The 16,317-nt window shown below is 61.2% G+C and carries 17 protein-coding genes and 1 pseudogene; 12 read left to right on the top strand and 6 right to left on the bottom strand.

What is annotated here, in order from left to right:
- Positions 1-272 precede the first annotated feature (272 nt).
- The gene (locus JFU58_RS14255; RefSeq protein ID WP_063033154.1) at positions 273-593 is read right to left on the bottom strand and encodes a DUF6124 family protein; all 321 of its coding nucleotides are present in this window, start codon (positions 591-593) and stop codon (positions 273-275) included.
- 426 nt (positions 594-1,019) lie between these two features.
- Between JFU58_RS14255 and JFU58_RS14260 the strand changes: the two genes are divergently transcribed.
- Positions 1,020-2,237: an MFS transporter gene (locus JFU58_RS14260; RefSeq protein ID WP_063033153.1), complete on the top strand. Its 1,218-nt coding sequence runs from the start codon at positions 1,020-1,022 to the stop codon at positions 2,235-2,237.
- Positions 2,238-2,345: 108 nt separating this feature from the next.
- Here the strand turns inward: JFU58_RS14260 and JFU58_RS14265 are convergent, their stop codons facing one another.
- On the bottom strand, positions 2,346-2,897 hold the full coding sequence (locus JFU58_RS14265; RefSeq protein WP_063033152.1) for an RNA polymerase sigma factor: 552 nt from the start codon (positions 2,895-2,897) through the stop codon (positions 2,346-2,348).
- Positions 2,898-3,161: 264 nt separating this feature from the next.
- Here JFU58_RS14265 and sctW point away from each other — a divergent pair, with 264 nt between their 5' ends.
- From sctW to sctU, 11 genes are read left to right on the top strand one after another with little or no spacing between them, the layout of a single operon-like run.
- Positions 3,162-4,256: a type III secretion system gatekeeper subunit SctW gene (gene sctW / locus JFU58_RS14270; RefSeq protein WP_201140980.1), complete on the top strand. Its 1,095-nt coding sequence runs from the start codon at positions 3,162-3,164 to the stop codon at positions 4,254-4,256.
- The gene (gene sctV, locus JFU58_RS14275; RefSeq protein ID WP_201140982.1) at positions 4,253-6,349 is read left to right on the top strand and encodes a type III secretion system export apparatus subunit SctV; all 2,097 of its coding nucleotides are present in this window, start codon (positions 4,253-4,255) and stop codon (positions 6,347-6,349) included. Before sctW ends, sctV begins: the two co-directional genes overlap by 4 nt.
- A 10-nt stretch (positions 6,350-6,359) precedes the next feature.
- Positions 6,360-7,259: an FHA domain-containing protein gene (locus tag JFU58_RS14280; RefSeq protein ID WP_172834584.1), complete on the top strand. Its 900-nt coding sequence runs from the start codon at positions 6,360-6,362 to the stop codon at positions 7,257-7,259.
- 8 nt (positions 7,260-7,267) lie between these two features.
- A complete protein-coding gene (locus JFU58_RS14285) occupies positions 7,268-8,614 on the top strand; it encodes a FliI/YscN family ATPase (RefSeq protein ID WP_201140984.1) in 1,347 nt (448 codons plus the stop codon).
- Complete coding sequence (sctO, locus tag JFU58_RS14290; RefSeq protein WP_177026481.1) at positions 8,601-9,041, top strand: type III secretion system stalk subunit SctO; 441 nt, start codon at positions 8,601-8,603, stop codon at positions 9,039-9,041. The genes JFU58_RS14285 and sctO overlap by 14 nt, the downstream gene beginning before the upstream one ends.
- Positions 9,013-9,471 (top strand): type III secretion system HrpP C-terminal domain-containing protein, encoded by a 459-nt coding sequence (locus tag JFU58_RS14295; RefSeq protein WP_063033146.1) that lies wholly within the window; start codon positions 9,013-9,015, stop codon positions 9,469-9,471. Before sctO ends, JFU58_RS14295 begins: the two co-directional genes overlap by 29 nt.
- On the top strand, positions 9,468-10,481 hold the full coding sequence (locus JFU58_RS14300) for a FliM/FliN family flagellar motor switch protein (protein ID WP_201140986.1): 1,014 nt from the start codon (positions 9,468-9,470) through the stop codon (positions 10,479-10,481). Before JFU58_RS14295 ends, JFU58_RS14300 begins: the two co-directional genes overlap by 4 nt.
- Entirely contained in the window at positions 10,478-11,131 is a 654-nt protein-coding gene (gene sctR, locus JFU58_RS14305) for a type III secretion system export apparatus subunit SctR (RefSeq protein ID WP_201140988.1), read from the top strand. Before JFU58_RS14300 ends, sctR begins: the two co-directional genes overlap by 4 nt.
- Positions 11,132-11,138: 7 nt before the next feature.
- Positions 11,139-11,402 (top strand): type III secretion system export apparatus subunit SctS, encoded by a 264-nt coding sequence (sctS, locus tag JFU58_RS14310; RefSeq protein ID WP_010177045.1) that lies wholly within the window; start codon positions 11,139-11,141, stop codon positions 11,400-11,402.
- Between the two features lie 10 nt (positions 11,403-11,412).
- Positions 11,413-12,201: a type III secretion system export apparatus subunit SctT gene (sctT, locus tag JFU58_RS14315; protein WP_177026483.1), complete on the top strand. Its 789-nt coding sequence runs from the start codon at positions 11,413-11,415 to the stop codon at positions 12,199-12,201.
- A complete protein-coding gene (gene sctU, locus JFU58_RS14320; protein ID WP_063033142.1) occupies positions 12,198-13,295 on the top strand; it encodes a type III secretion system export apparatus subunit SctU in 1,098 nt (365 codons plus the stop codon). The genes sctT and sctU overlap by 4 nt, the downstream gene beginning before the upstream one ends.
- On the opposite strand, the pseudogene JFU58_RS14325 reads toward sctU, so the two are convergent.
- From JFU58_RS14325 to JFU58_RS14340, 4 genes and pseudogenes are all read right to left on the bottom strand, one after another.
- Positions 13,292-13,655, bottom strand: a pseudogene (locus JFU58_RS14325) (transcriptional regulator). The gene sctU and the pseudogene JFU58_RS14325 overlap by 4 nt on opposite strands.
- Before the next feature lie 5 nt (positions 13,656-13,660).
- Entirely contained in the window at positions 13,661-13,864 is a 204-nt protein-coding gene (gene hrpT, locus JFU58_RS14330; protein WP_201140990.1) for an HrpT family type III secretion system protein, read from the bottom strand.
- Entirely contained in the window at positions 13,864-16,002 is a 2,139-nt protein-coding gene (gene sctC / locus JFU58_RS14335) for a type III secretion system outer membrane ring subunit SctC (RefSeq protein WP_201140991.1), read from the bottom strand. Before sctC ends, hrpT begins: the two co-directional genes overlap by 1 nt.
- A gap of 14 nt (positions 16,003-16,016) precedes the next feature.
- Positions 16,017-16,310 (bottom strand): type III secretion protein, encoded by a 294-nt coding sequence (locus JFU58_RS14340; RefSeq protein WP_242488268.1) that lies wholly within the window; start codon positions 16,308-16,310, stop codon positions 16,017-16,019.
- Between the last annotated feature and the right edge of the window lie 7 nt (positions 16,311-16,317).

A 16,317-nucleotide genomic window follows, 5' to 3' on the forward strand; every position in this document is an offset into this window, starting at 1 on the left:
GACTAGTCACCGACTCCCCCAGGCACAAGGCCGAAAGATTCTCTAGGAAACGTCCCGCAAATTAAAGGGATTCATCTTGCTGGCTCTTTACAAACCATTTAGCGCCATGCGCCAGGGGGCAGTTCAGAGCGTAGGAACGATCAAGATCAAAAGGTGGGAGCGGGCTTGCTCGCGAATGCGGTGTGTCAGTCAGCAGAGGTATTGGCTGGTCCACCGCATTCGCGAGCAAGCCCGCTCCCACAGTTGATCTGCGGTGTTCTGGCGTTCGTGCGTCAGGTTTTGCGCGGGTGCAGGCACTCTATCGAGCGGTCGACCATGGCTTTGGCCATTTCCAGCAGGTGCCACACGGCGAGGACTTTGGCGCGCTCGGGGCTTTGCAGTTGTTCGCCACAGTCGAGCGCGGTGGCCGAGGCGCTGTGCAGCAGGTCGGCGGTGTAGAGCAGGGAGTCTTCGAAGCTGATTTCGTCGCTGATGGCGTAGAAGTTTGTCGAGGGTTGCGGTGGGTCGGTGGGCAGGTAGTGGTCGAGCGCTCGGTTGAAGGCGGCGCGGTCTTTGGCTTGGTCACGGGGTGGATCGGGGACAATTTTAAACATGGCATAGCTCCTGATTAACTTGGAGCCGTACCGTTCGCGACTAAACGAAGGGTGGCGGCTGTACGCAGGTTAGTCGACCGGCTAATCAGGAAAACCCGGCGCACCCGAAGGTGCCCTGCGCACAGCCACCATGAGACCTCATGAAAGCATGCGCCTGATATAAGTCCGGGCGACTAAACCCGATCACTGAAAACCAGCGACGGACCGAAGACTAGTCACCGACTCCCCCAGGCACAAGGCCGAAAGATTCTCTAGGAAACGTCCCGCAAATTAAAGGGATTCATCTTGCTGGCCCTTTACAAGCCATGACCGCTGCATCGATTCACCTACTCGTTAGCCTGCTAACGGGATAGCCTTCCTGCACCCAAAAGTGGCACATTGTCGCACCTGCACCTGTGCATCCATCTGCTGTACGGAAAACCTCCCATGGCTCTGAGCAATTCCCAGCCCTCCGTGGCTACGGCGCCTGCCGCCGGGCAAACCAGCCCTTTGGTGATGCGTGTAATCGGCGCGGTGGCGCTGGCGCATTTGATCAATGATTTGATCCAGTCGGTACTGCCTTCGATCTACCCGATGCTCAAGGCCAATTACGGCCTGACGTTCACCCAGGTCGGCCTGATCACCCTCACGTTCCAGCTCACCGCTTCCCTGCTGCAACCGTGGGTGGGTTATTACACCGACCGCCATCCCAAGCCGTACCTGCTGCCCTGCGGGATGATCTGCACCCTGGTGGGCATCTTGATGATGTCCCAGGTGGGCAGCTTCCCGTTGATTCTGCTGGCAGCAGGCTTGATCGGGATCGGCTCGTCGACCTTCCACCCGGAAGCGTCCCGCGTGGCGCGCCTGGCGTCGGGCGGGCGTTATGGCCTGGCGCAGTCGACCTTCCAGGTGGGCGGTAATGCGGGCTCCGCGTTCGGCCCGTTGCTGGCGGCGGCGATCATCATTCCGTTCGGCCAGGGCAATGTGGCCTGGTTCGGTCTGTTCGCGGTATTTGCATTGTTTGTGCTGTATGCGATCAGCCGCTGGTACGCGCACCACTTGAATCTGTTCAAGCTCAAACAAGGCCAGGCGGCCACCCATGGCCTGTCCAAAGGCCGGGTGCTGAGTGCGTTGGTGGTGCTGGGGCTGCTGGTATTTTCCAAGTACTTCTACATGGCCAGTTTCACCAGTTACTTCACCTTTTACCTGATCGAGAAGTTCGACCTGTCGGTGGCCAGTTCCCAACTGCATCTGTTCCTGTTCCTGGGGGCGGTGGCGGCGGGTACGTTCTTTGGCGGGCCGATTGGCGACAAGATCGGCCGTAAGGCGGTGATCTGGTTCTCCATCCTCGGTGTTGCGCCGTTCACCCTGATTCTGCCCCACGTGGACCTGTTCTGGACCAGCATTCTGAGTGTGGTGATCGGCTTTATTCTGGCCTCGGCATTCTCGGCAATTGTGGTGTATGCGCAAGAGTTGGTGCCGGGCAATGTGGGGATGATCGCCGGGGTGTTCTTCGGTTTGATGTTCGGTTTTGGCGGGATTGGTGCAGCACTGCTGGGGCACCTGGCAGACATCCACGGCATCGAGTACGTGTACACGCTGTGCTCGTTCCTGCCGCTGTTCGGGGTGTTGGCGATTCTGTTGCCGCGTACCAAAAAGGCCTGATATCGGGTCAGTCGAGTCGGGCAGATATCCTTGCTGCCCAACGCTTGCGTCAAACGGGTAAATCAACTGCTCCTGCAAAGGGTGTCGGCGTTGCGCCGGTGCCCTGATTTACGGTTGTAGCGGGTTGTAGGTGGCTCGCTTCAACTGTTCCCGCGCCCGGGACAAGCGTGAGCGCACGGTGCCAATGGGGATGTCCATGGCGTCGGCGGTGTCCTGGTAGCTGCCGTCGGTTTCCAGCGAGGCGTAGAGGGTTTTACGCATTTCCAGTGGCAAGTGGGTAATCGCCCGCAGGGTTCTTTCGAGCCTGCGGTTGATCTCGAATTGCCAGTCCAGGTTGTTGTTTTCTTCCTGCCCATGCCACAGCGCTTCATCGAACTCGCAATGCACCGGTTTGGCATACAGGCGCCGGAAGTGATTGCGGATCAGGTTCTGGGCAATCCCGCACATCCAGGTGCTGAGGGTGGCCTGGCCGCCGAAGCGGTCCCGGTTACGCCAGGCCTCCAGGTACGTCAGTTGCAGAATATCGTCTGCATCTTCCGGGTTCAGCACGCGTTTATGGATGAAACGGCGGAGTTTCTTGTGGTGGTCTTCCGACAGGTTCTGGATGGAGCGGTGCGGGTCAGGTGTAAGGTGAACTAGAACATCGACTGGGATATCCATGAATTTTTCCTCAGGGTAGACACGATCGAAATAATTCCGACGGGAACCCCCTTAGCACTGCCTGTGCCAAGCGATAAATATGTATAACTTGTTGATATATAAGATGAAATATCTTGTTTTGGTGTCTTTTCATGCAAGGCTTTGCACAAACCTCCAGAGGTTTGTGCCGGTTTTTTCATAAGCCTCTGAATCGCCGGCAAGATGGAACCGTAATGGGTTTGCCCTCCACACAAGGACACGAATCTCCCTGTCCTGGCATTCCCCATGAAAGTCGATCCCCACGTTGATGTGCAAAAGCCCCAGAGCCTGGATCAGCCTGCGCCTGCAAGGGTTGATAACCGCCCACCTTCCCAGACGAGCACCCCGCCGATCGGCGATGACCTCGGTTCGCTGTTCAACCAAGAGGTCGAGCTCAACAGTCGCGCGCTAGGACGGCGGCAGATAGGGTTGCGCGTTATGCCGGTGGAGCAACTGGCGCAACTCTATGAACAGTTGGGGCATCCGGCTCAGGCAACGCTAGCGACCATTGCGCGAAGTGTCAGGGTTCAATTGCTGGTGAGCCCCAGCGTCGAGAAGTTTCTGGAGATCACCGGCAATGACCCGGCCCGGGCCTACGTGGTGCTCCAGCAAGTGGCCGCCCAGGCCGATGCCGAGGTGCGCAGCAACGAGGCGAAACTGGCTCGCGAGGCGCTGGTGAAGCTGGAGATGCGCTTCAAGCCGCAGATCCAGGCGGGCCTGAACACGGCGCTGGCGCTGCAAGCCAGCAGTGATGACCCACACCTGCGCCAGGCGGTGCGCAGTGTGTATTACGCCAGCGTGGTCACCCGGCAATCCCTGGCAACGATGCTGCAGGCGCTGTTGGGGTTGTTTGGCGGCGAAGACCTTGGCCAGGGGCTGAAGCTGATGCGTCGCGCCCTGGCCGACGACATTGCGGCGCTGACGCCGTCGATCGCCTCGGCCAAATTGCTCACGCTACTGGTGGGGTTGCGTGGCTGCGACCAACTGGGTGGCATCTTGTGCAATTGCCGGGACCTGATCGAGCGCCTGGCCCTCACCTATCCCGAGGTGACACGGGACGCAGTGGCCCTGCTCCAACGCTTGCTGGGTTACTCGAACACCGGGATTGCGACTGCCGAGATCCAGCGCCTGGCCATTGAATTGGGCGGGCTTGATGTACTCAACCAGTTGATTTCACTCAACAGTGTTTACCCGATGCTCAAGAGCCTGCCGCTGGCCGTGTGGCGTGATAACAGGGGCCGTGAGGACTGCCTGAACAGCTTTTTGCTGGTGATGGACGAATACGCACGCACCGAGCGCGGGACCCGGCAGGGTATGGCCCCGCAGGGCCCCGATGCATGAGCGCATTACGGGTCATCAATGGGGTGCTGCTGAAGGTTGCACAACGTGCCGAAGTCATGGGCGCGGTGGTCATCATGGCCATTGTGTTTATCTTTATTGTGCCGCTGCCCACTTGGCTGGTGGACATCCTGATTGCCCTGAATATCTGTATCTCGTGCCTGTTGATCGTGCTGGCGTTGTACCTGCCGGGGCCGCTGGCGTTTTCTTCGTTTCCGTCGATCCTGTTGCTGACTACCATGTTTCGCCTGGCCCTCTCGATTGCTACCACGCGATTGATCCTGCTGGAGCAGGATGCCGGCGATATCGTCGAGGCTTTCGGCAATTTCGTGGTGGGTGGCAACCTGGCGGTAGGGTTGGTGATCTTCATGATCCTGACCATCGTCAACTTCCTGGTGATTACCAAGGGTTCGGAGCGTGTCGCTGAAGTGGCGGCGCGGTTCAGCCTGGATGCCATGCCCGGCAAGCAAATGTCTATCGACAGTGATTTGCGTGCCGGCCTGATCGATGGCGAGCAGGCCCGGGACAAACGCGAGCAATTGTCCCGCGAGAGCCAGCTGTTCGGGGCCATGGACGGGGCCATGAAGTTCGTCAAGGGCGACGCCATCGCCGGGCTGATTATCGTGGTGATCAACTTGCTGGGCGGGTTCTCCACCGGCATGTTCCAGCACGGCATGAGCGCTGGCGATTCCATGGCGCTGTACTCGGTTCTGACCATCGGTGATGGCCTGATCGCGCAGATTCCCGCGCTGCTGATTTCCTTGACCGCGGGCATGATCATCACCCGTGTGGCGCCGTCCGGGCGTAACAAGGGCGCTAACAACATGGGCGCCGAGATCGCCCGGCAAATGACCAGCGAACCCAAGAGCTGGATCATCGCCTCGGTCGGCATGCTCGCCTTTGCGGCGCTTCCGGGGATGCCGACGGTGGTGTTTATCCTCATCTCGCTGATCACCGGTTCCCTGGGTTACTTCCTGGTGCGCCAGCGCCAGAAGCGCGAGCAGCCGGAGCAAGCGGGCGCCGATGCGGTCGCCCCGCAAGACAACGGTGAAGAAGACCTGCGGGGCTTTGATCCATCGCGGCCTTATCTGTTGCAGTTCCCGGCAGCCTTGTACGGCAGTGCACAGGTGGCGCAGGTCACCCACGGTATTCGCCAGGCGCGCAATGGCCTGGTCACGCAAATTGGTTTGACGCTGCCGCCGTTTGAAGTCGAGTTTGCACCCGCACTGGCCGAGGATGAGTTCCGCTTCTGCGTGCATGAAGTGCCGATGATCAAGGCCACCCTGGGACACCGGGTAGCGGTGGCCCTTGACACCTTGGCCACTGAGCCCGAAGAGGCCGCCAAGGGACTGCCTGAGCGCGACGAACAGGAGTGGGTGTGGCTGGCGCCCGACGATCCACTGCTCGACGACGAGCACTTGGAGCGCTTCACCGCAGAGAGCTTGATCATCGAACGCATGACCCGGGCGATGCTGCTGAGCGGGCCGCAGTTCCTCGGAATTCAGGAGAGCAAGTCGATTCTCAGTTGGCTTGAATTCAATCAGCCGGAGCTGGTGCAGGAACTGCAACGCATCATGCCGCTTTCACGTTTTTCGGCAGTGTTGCAGCGCCTGGCCAGCGAGGGCGTGCCCCTGCGGGCCGTGCGGCTGATCGTGGAGGCCTTGATCGAATACGGCCAGCATGAGCGTGAGCCGGATGCCTTGGCCGATTACGCGCGCATTGCCCTCAAGTCGCAGATTTTCCATCAGTACAGCGAAGCCGATGGCCTGCATGCCTGGCTGTTGTCGCCCCACAGCGAAAACGTGCTGCGTGATGCGTTGCGCCAGACCCAGACCGGGGTGTTCTTTTCCCTCGACAACGACAGCAGTGCGGTGTTGGTCAGCCTGCTCAAACAAGCCTTTGCCGTGCGGGCCAAGAGCAAGAGCGTGCTGTTGGTCGCGCAGGATCTGCGCAGCCCTTTGCGTACCTTGCTGCTGGAAGAGTTCAACCATGTGCCGGTGCTGTCGTTTGCCGAGCTGGGTAGTTCCTCCAAGGTGAAGGTGCTGGGGCGCTTTGATCTGGGTCAGGACGATCTGTTGCGCGGCGCAGTGGCATGAGGGCTTGATGATGTTTGAGTTGCGCGTGCTTGATGGCCAGCATCAGGGGGCGGCGTTGCCGTTGTTTGGCGAGCAGTGGAGTATGGGGGCCCATCCTGATACCGACCTTTCCCTGTACGACCCCGGCATCGCCGAGTGGCACGTGTGGTTGCGCCTTGCCGGCGGGCAATGGCTGGTGCAGGCCGAGCAAGGGCTGGTGCAGAACGTCGATGGCCAGTTCGTCGCTCAGATCAGTGACTTGCCACTCAACGTGCCTTTCTCGATTGGCCAGATTCGACTCTGCGTCACCCGGGCCGATCAGCCCTGGCCGAAGGCGCCTGTGGTGACGGCGCCGGAGCCGGCACCGGCCAGTGAGGCGCCGCCGACGCTGACCTTGTCCTCGATCTCGAGGTCGCAGCAGAAGCGCTTGATCAGCCTGGTGGTGGTGGGTGCAGTCATCATCACGGCGATCGGTATGGTCACCAATGGCGAGCGTCAGGCACAGGCATCGCTGATGCCGCCAGTGGTCAGCAAGCATGAGCTGGGCTCGCCCTACGAGGTGCGTCAGCAGTTGCTCAAGATGCTCGGCGAGCGAGAGTTGGGCCACCGCATCAGCCTGCAAGTGATCAATGGCCAAGTCACCCTCAGCGGCGATGTTTCCCGGGATGAGGTGGAATTGGTGTCGCGCATGCTCAGCCGTTTTGGCGAGCAGTTCGATACCTCGGTGCCGGTGCTCAGCCGTGTCAGCGAACACAGCAGTGTATTGCCCTTCAAGATTCTGCAGATCGTCGGCGGGCCCAACGGGCACGTGGTTCTGGACCAGGGCAGCCGCTTGTTCGTCGGTGATGAGGTGGAAGGTTTACGACTGGTGATGATCGACAACACCAAGGTGGTATTCGACGGCGTGCAACGGATCGAGGTGCGCTGGTGAGCGAGGAGATGCGGGCTCGTCTTGAGGCCTGGCAGCAGCGCCAGGCGAGTGCATTGGCCAGTTTTGCGCCGGTGGCGGTGCGCGGTCGTATCCAGCGGGTCAACGGCATGTTGCTGCAATGCCGGTTGCCTCAGGCGCGCATTGGCGACTTATGCCAGGTCGAAAAAACCGTGGGCGACTACATGCTCGCCGAGATCATCGGGTTCGATCAGCAGGATGCAGTGCTCAGTGCCCTGGGCAACCTGGAAGGCGTGCGGGTGGGCGCCAGCGTGCAGCGCCTTGGGGTGCCGCACCGGGTGCGGGTGGGGGACGATCTGCTGGGGCGGGTGCTGGACGGTTTTGGCCGGCCGATTGCGGGCGAAGGGCCGAGTGCCTTTGTCGAGGATGACGCCGCGCAGGCGAGCCCTGTGCTGTGCGAGGCGCCATTGCCCACTGAGCGTCCGCGGATCAACCGCGCGTTGTCCACCGGGGTGCGTTCGATCGACGGGTTGGTGACGCTGGGGGAAGGTCAGCGTGTCGGCCTGTTCGCCGGTGCCGGTTGCGGCAAGACCACCTTGCTGGCCGAGATCGCCCGTAACGTGGAGTGCGATGTGATTGTGTTCGGCCTGATCGGCGAACGCGGCCGTGAGCTGCGCGAGTTCCTCGACCATGAGCTGGACGATCAACTACGGACCAAGGCCGTGCTGGTGTGTGCGACTTCCGATCGTTCCAGCATGGAGCGGGCGCGCGCCGCCTTTACGGCGACGGCCTTGGCCGAAGGGTTTCGGCGCAAGGGCAAGCGCGTGTTGCTGTTGATTGACTCCTTGACCCGATTCGCCCGGGCCCAGCGTGAAATCGGCCTGGCTGCCGGTGAGCCGTTGGGCCGTGGCGGCCTGCCGCCTTCGGTGTACAGCCTGATGCCGCGCCTGGTGGAGCGCGCCGGGCTGACCCGCGACGGGGTGATCACCGCCATCTACACCGTGCTGATCGAGCAAGACTCGATGAACGACCCGGTGGCCGATGAAGTCCGCTCGCTGCTTGATGGCCATATCGTGCTGTCCCGCAAGCTGGCCGAGCGCGGCCACTACCCGGCAGTGGACGTGTTGGCCAGCCTCTCCCGAATTTTAAGCAATGTGGCCGAGCCCACGCATATCAAGGCCGGCACCGGATTGCGGCGGTTGTTATCGGCCTACCAGCAGATCGAGCTGATGCTCAAGCTGGGCGAGTACCAGCCTGGCAGTGATGCCCTGACGGACTTGGCGGTGAACAGCCGGCAGGCGGTCGATGGTTTCCTGCGTCAGGACTTGCGTGAGCCGGCACCGATGGATACCACCCTGGATCTGCTGATGGAGCTGACCTGCGATGTCCCTTTCTGAAATCGACACCCTGCGGCGCCTGCGCAAGCATCGGGCTGATCGCGCCGAACGCACGTTGCGGGCGGCCAAGCGGCTTCAACAAGCGCTGCTGTTGCAAATCCAGCAGGCACAGGAAGTGCTGGAGCACACCCGCGAGGAGGAAACGCGCAAAACCGCAGAGCTGCTAGGCAAGCATCAAGGGCAAGTGATCTCGTTTCGCGACCTCACGTCCTGGAATACCCAGGAGCGCAGCTTCTCGGCCGACACCCGGCGCGAGGAAGGGCAGTTGCATGCGTTGCACGGCCAGCAGGAGGAGCAACTCACTCATATCGACAGCGCACAGCGGCACGTTAGCCAGTGTTTGCGCGAGGTTGAAAAACTCCAGGAGCTATCCCTTTTGTTGGTGCAGGAAGAGAACGATGACACAAGTTCCAGCGAACAAACCTGAGCGCCCGCGTCCGCGCGAGCCTCGGGATGAGCGTGAGCCCGGTACGGGGGCGTTCGTGCCCGTGGAGCAGAGGCTGTTATTTACCCAACTGTTTACCCGCGACCGTGAGGGCGGCGGCTACGGTTCCTCTCGCACGACGCTGACGGCGCCAACCGAGAGGCTGATGATCGAGGCAATGACCGAGCAATTGGCGCCTCGTATACAGGCCGCTGCGCAGTGGCCGTTGCAAGCGATGCTGTACCTGCCCCGGCTGGGGCGGATCAACGCGAGCGTGCGCCGCGAACAAGGCGCCTGGAGCGTTGAGCTGACGGCTGAGGAAACGTACACCGCACGTTGGCTGCCCGGCGTGCGGCAACGCCTGGAAGACGGCCTGGCCGGGGCGCTGGCGCAGCCGGTGCACGTGCACCTGGCAGATGTGTCCTCGGCATGATCATGCCGGTTTTGAACGTGCCTGTGGTCAACGCAAACACCGTGGCGGCGCAGCGCCGATTGGGGCGCGGCATGCGCATGGCGTTTCGGGTCTCGGGGCAGCACGGTGAGTTGCTGATGGCGCCCGGCCGTGCACCCACGGGTGCCAAACCGCAGTGTTTCGAGAGTACCAGCGGGGCGCTGGCATTCGCCGAGCCTGGACCGTTGTTCAGCCTGCTGGGGGAGTGCCCTGTGACATTGGCAGAGGCCGGCAATGACCCGGATTCCTGGTTCTGGGAATTGTTCCACCATCACCTGAGCCCCGAAGTGCGGACGCTGTTCGGTTACCTGCGGTTGCTGCCTGCCCCCAGGACGTTGACGTTCGGCTGCCGGTTCACGGTGACGCTGGGTGCGTCCCGCGTGGTGAGTTACCTGTGGCTGGCGCCCGAGACCTTCCTGGCGCTGTGCGACGCCGGCCCCTGGCGACCCATTGCCGCGCCGCTGCCTGCGTCGTTTCAACTGGCGCTTGCGGTGAAGCTGGGGCGCCTGCGTCTGCCGATTCAGCAGGTGCGCCACCTGCGTGTGGGTGATGTGGTGATGCTTGAACAACCCCTGTTCGACCCACAGGGCAATGGCCAGCTGCACGTCGGCAGGCACCGGCTGCACGGTTGTATTGATGATGAATCCGGGCCGTTGTGCCTGACGCTTATTTCGATCGAGGAAACGTCCATGGACGAGGATTTTGCAACACAGCAATACCCGGTGCAGGAGGGTGACCAGCCCGTGATGGACGTCTTCGGCCATGAGCCCTTCGACGAGTTGAACATGGCCCTGGATGTGCGCTGTGGCACCCTGAGCCTGACGCTCGGCGAACTGCGTAACCTGGCCCCTGGCGCGGTGCTGGGCATCTCCGGTTACGCCCCGGGTATGGCCGGGCTCTATTACGGCGACCGGCCGATCGGCCAGGGGCAGTTGGTGGAAGTGGACGGGCGCCTGGGCCTGCAGTTGTCACGTGTGATTTTCGCTCGATGACGCTTCAGGGGATTGACCCCCTTGTACTGGCATTGTTTCTCGGCGCGTTGTCGTTGATGCCGATGTTGTTGATCATCTGCACGTCCTTCTTGAAGATCGTCATCGTGCTGATGATTACCCGCAACGCCATCGGCGTGCAGCAGGTGCCGCCGAGCATGGCCATCAACGGAATAGCCTTGGCCGCGACGATATTTATCATGGCGCCCGTGGGCTATGAAATCGCCCAGAACGTCAAGGCGGCGCCTGTGGACATGAGCAATGTCCAGACGCTGCTGGAGACAGGGCGTGAGGCCATACAGCCGTTGCGCGCATTCATGCTGCGCAACACCGACCCGGATGTGTTGACCCACCTGCTGGAAAACAGCGCGCGCATGTGGCCACCTGAAATGGCGCAAAGCACCCAGCGCGAAGACCTCATCCTGCTGATCCCGGCGTTTGTGTTGTCGCAGTTGCAGGCGGGGTTCGAGATCGGTTTTCTGATCTACATTCCATTCATCGTCATCGACCTGATTGTCTCCAACCTGCTGTTGGCCCTGGGGATGCAGATGGTCTCGCCCATGACCATTTCCCTGCCGCTCAAGCTGCTGTTGTTCGTCATGGTTTCCGGGTGGTCGCGATTGCTCGATAGCCTGTTCCTTTCTTACCTCTGAGTGACCTATGGAACCGATCGTGCTGTTCAAGCAGGGCATGCTGCTGGTGGTGGTGCTGTCGGCGCCGCCGTTGATCGTGGCGGTGATCGTCGGTGTGCTGACCTCCCTGGTGCAGGCCCTGATGCAGATCCAGGACCAGACGCTGCCCTTCGGCATCAAGCTGGTGGCGGTGGGCATCACCCTGGTCTTGACTGGCCGCTGGATCGGTTTGGAGTTGATCCAGCTGATCAACCTGATGTTCGACATGATCGCCCGTTCGGCATTGAACTGAGGGACTGCGCGTGCTGCTTTATCTTGAGTATTTGCCCAGCCTGCTGGTTGCCATGGCGCGCATTTATCCCTGTGCACTCCTGGTGCCAGCGTTCAGTTTTCAACATATCCGCGGCATGCCCCGGCACGTGATCGTGATGGTGATGGCGTTGATTCCGGCGCCCGGTATTCATGCCGTCATGAGCGGCCAGGATTACTCCGCGCTGATGATCATCGGGCTGATACTCAAGGAAGCGACCCTGGGTTTTTTGCTGGGGATCTTGCTGGCCATGCCGTTCTGGATGTTCGAGTCGGTGGGCGCGCTGCTGGATAACCAGCGCGGAGCCTTGGCGGGTGGCCAACTCAACCCGTCGCTGGGGCCGGATGCCACACCCATCGGGCACCTGTTCAAACAGTTGGTGATTTATCTGCTGATCGTGGTGCTGGGGCTGAGTGTGTTGACCCAGGTGATCTGGGACAGCTACCTGATCTGGCCGGCCACCGCCTGGCTGCCGCTGCCGGCCATCAATGGCTTCAGCGTTTTCCTCGGCGTGCTGGGCGATACCTTTACCCACATGATGCTGTACGCCGCGCCGTTTATTGCGGTGCTGCTGTTTCTCGAATTCGGCTTCGCGGTGCTGGGCCTGTACAGCCCGCAGCTGCAGGTTTCCACCTTGGCAACGCCGGTCAAGTGCCTCGCCGGGCTTGGGATTTTGCTGCTGTATTTTCCATTGCTGCAGGATTTGATCGTCACCCGCATGGCGCAGTTGGCAGACCTCAAACATTCCATCGGCCTGATGTTTCAGGGGGTTGCACCATGAGTGACTCGGGGGAGAAAAAACACGCCGCCACCCCAAAGAAACTCAAGGATCAGCGCAAGAAAGGCCAGGTCGCGCAAAGCCAGGATGTCGGCAAGTTATTGGTGCTGACCGCCTTGAGTGAAATCGCCCTGTTCACCGCTGAAACCAGCATGCAGCGCTTCCAGCAATTGATGATGCTGGCGATGTCGGGCATCGGCCGGCCTTTTGTGCGGGCCCTGGAAGAGGTGTTGCTGGAAGGCCTGCTGATGTTTTTTTCGTTTGCCCTGTTGATGGCCGGGGTGGCGATTGCCGTGAAGCTGATCAGCAGCTGGTTGCAGTTCGGCTTCCTGTTCGCGCCGGAAAGTTTGACGCCGAACTTCAGTCGCCTGAACCCGCTCAGCCAGATCAAGCAGATGTTCTCCGCCCAGTCGGTAATGAACCTGTTGATGGGACTGGGTAAGGCGCTGTTGCTGACCCTGGTGCTGTACGTGGTGATCGGGCCGTCGTTGTCGGCGTTGATCAACCTCGCCACCAGCGATTTGCAGAGCTATATCCTGGCACTGATCACCTTGTTCCGTCACTTGCTGCACGCCTGTCTGGGGTTGCTGCTGGTGCTGGCGTTGATCGATATGGCGTTGCAGAAACATTTCTTCGCCAAGCGCATGCGCATGACCCAGGTGGAGGTGATGAAGGAATACAAGGACATGGAAGGCGACCCCCACGTCAAGGGCCAGCGGCGTCAGTTGGCCTATCAACTGGCCCAGGAAGAGCCGAAGGTCAAGCTGCCCAAGCTGGAAGAGTCCGACATGCTGGTGGTCAACCCGACGCACTTTGCCGTTGCGCTTTACTACCGCCCTGGGAAAACCCCGCTGCCGATGTTGGTGGACAAGGGCACGGACGCCGGGGCCCGTAAACTGATCGATCGGGCCAAGGCTGCCGATGTGCCGGTGATCCAGTGCGTGTGGCTGGCGCGTACGCTCTATGAGAAGAAACTGGGGGCCCCCATTCCCCGGGAGACGTTGCAGGCGGTGGCCTTCATCTACCGGACGCTGCGTGAGCTGGACGATGAGGCCAAGCGCGACACCTTGCATTGGCCGGAACTCGAACAGCGTTAACGCGGGCGGCGTACATCCAGCGCTTCAAGCTTGGCCAGGGACAGTATCCGGCTGACGGTGTCATTGAGCGCCGCACCGTCCACCGGTAAGGCGTGCCAGATCACCAGCGCGCCCTTGGCATCCAGGTAGACAAAGCACCCGTCGAACGCCAGCGCATGTTCAAAGCGCCGCTCAAGCACGTGCTGCAACTGCCCGGCCTGTAAGGCCTCGGGTGCAATCTGCAAGGCCAGGCCCCGCTGGGTACCGGCCTTTATCGGGAGCAGGGTAATGCCTGGAGAGAGGGGGCAGGTGAGCGTCATTGCCGCTCACCAACTGGTCCAGGAAAACCTGGCGATGTTGATCATCGTCGGGTAATCCCATGGGGTTCACCGCTCCAGGGATATGGTCTGATAATCCGAGCGTTCGCCGGCAGGGCCGGGTTCTACGCGCATCTGTGGCGGCCACCAGACCACCATTTTATTGGCGCTGGATTGCGGACGTGAGCAGGAGTCGCCCTTGCACGTTGGCGTGCAACCGACGATGAGCAGCGTGAGGCCAATCAAGGTGACGCAGGACAGTGGTCGTTTCATTATGGGGTGCTCCGGGCTGGCGTGAGCAGGGAAGGGCGGGGCACGCCGATGTGCTCATCTTTGATGACAGGGCGCATGGCGATAAACACTTCAGCCTCTTCACCCGGCTTGAGCCAGGCACGTGGCCAGACGCTCACCGCCAGGGTCTGGGAGTTGCTGCATTCCTTTTCATCGATGCGCACGTGGCGATTGAACTGGTTGCGCAGCACCACCACGGCCACGTTGAACTGCGGGCCGGTATACCACTGGGTGCGCTCGGTATTGAGGGCCAACAGGTCCCGGGTGGCGCACAAGGTATCCAGGCCAAGTGGCATCGGCGCCGCCTTGAAGGCCTTGGGCACTTGGCCGCTGACGAGGTGAGCCAGGGTGCTGGTGATGTCGCTGCGCTTGATCACCGGTTGATGCTCCGCATAGCGCCTTGCCAGAGGCTTGAGCGCCGCCTGCAGTTCGGCCTGGTCTTCCTGGGGCAAGTAACGTGAAGGGTCGGCCTGATCGCCGATGACTCGCGGGGTCAGGATAAACAGACGCTCGCGCCGGTTGTTCTGGCGTTCGGTGGAGGAAAACAGTGCCTTGCCCAGCAACGGTATGTCGCCCAGCAGCGGTACCTTGTTCTGCTTGTCGGTGCGTTCGGTGACATGGAACCCACCCACCACCAGCGAGCGTTTTTCCGCCATCACCGCCTGGGTGCTGACCTTGCCCCGGCGCACATCAGGGCCGATGCGCTCGGGGTTGGACTCATCGAAGTTACCGTCCTCGATATCCACCACCAGATGGATCTGGTGCTGCCCGCGGGAGGTGATCACCCGGGGCACGACCTGGAAACTGGTGCCTACCGTGATGGGCAGGATGTTGGCGACTTCTGTGCCGGCCGTCAGGTATTGGGTGCGGTTGAAGTCAATCACCGCCGGCTGGTTTTCCAGGGTGAGCACTGACGGGTTGGACACCATCGTCGCCAGGCCACGTTGTTCCAACGCGCGTATGTCGGCATAGAAACGGTCACGGTGTGCGATCGACAGCTGCGAGGAGGTCCCGGGGGCCATGCTTACGCCGCCACGAAAGCGGCTGTTTTGAAAGCCCCAGTTGACCCCGAATTCGCGCAATTGGGTGCGTTCGATATCGAGGATGATTGCGTCGATTTCCACCAGCTTGCGGGCGACGTCGAGTTGAGCGATCAGCTCGCGGTACATCGCCTGGCGTTCCGGCAGGTCATAGATCAGCACGGCGTTGTTGCGCACGTCGGCCTCGACCCGGATTCTGCTGGCGGACACCGGCGCCCGTGGGGTGAGCGACAGGCCGCTGTCCAACTGCCCCGGGTTGATTGCCGGGCCGAGCATCTGCCCCAGCATCGGGTTGCCCAGCCGTGGAAAGCTCGGCGTGATGGGCGAGGGTTGTGAGGCTGAGGCTGGGCGCTGGCTAAGAGTCGAGAGGGTGGAGGCGGGGCGAGGTTCCAACAAACCGCGCAGCATGCTGGCGACGCCGGGAATGGTCAGCTTTTCACCGCGATAATCAATCGGGCGGTCCGCTGCGTTGGCGAACTTCAGCGGGTAGGTGAGGATGCTCTGCTTTTCGTCGGGAGATTTGCGCTGGCTGCTGAATTGCTTGATCTGCTCAATGTAGCGCTTGGGGCCCGAAACCAGTACCACGCCATCGTCGGACAACTCACCCCAGCCAAACCGGCTGTCCAGCAGGCCAATATCGGTCAGGGCCTGCTTGAGGTCGGCGAGGGTCTCGGAAGAGACTTCCAGGCGCGCTGATTCCTGTTGGTCCAGGGTGCTGATGTACAGGGTGTTGTTGTACAGGTACCACTGGAAGCGATGCTCCACGCCCAGCCTGTCGAGCAGCGATTGCGGGGTATTGGCGCGTATCTTGCCGTTGACGTTGCCTTCCAGCAGGCCGTCGATTTGCAGTTGTGTGCCAAACGACTGGGCGAAATCTTCCAGTACTTCCCGCAGTGGCTTGTGTTCGGCTTCATACGCGTAGGCGGTGTTTTTCCATTCACTGGGGACGGCGGCCAAGGTGCTTTCCAACGGGGTCAGCAACCAGGGCAGCAAGATCAGGCCACGCCAATGGGCTCGTTTTGTGCGATCTGCAGGCGAGTCGGCGCGCAAGCGAGGGAGCTTGTAATTCTTGTTAGACATGATCGTTCTCTGAATTAGTACGGCAGCGAGCGTAGGGACGTGGGCATGGGTTTCCGGGTTGGGGCTGCGAGGCGTGCGACGATGGCGCGCCAGGTGTCACGCTGGTTGAGCAGAGCTTCGAGACACCCCAACAGGCGCTTCTCGTCGGCCCCCTCCCGCAGGCACTGGACGAGCCAGAGCACGCCACTGGCCGGCTCCAGGGCAAGTGCGCCGTGAAAGTGATTCAGGCTGGCGCCTCCCAGGCGCATCAAGGTTTGCAGGCGTAAGGTGTCCGGGCGACTTTGAGTCAGCTGGACACTCAGTTGCACGGTGTTC

The organism is Pseudomonas sp. TH34, assembly GCF_016650865.1.
Lineage (GTDB): Bacteria > Pseudomonadota > Gammaproteobacteria > Pseudomonadales > Pseudomonadaceae > Aquipseudomonas > Aquipseudomonas yamanorum.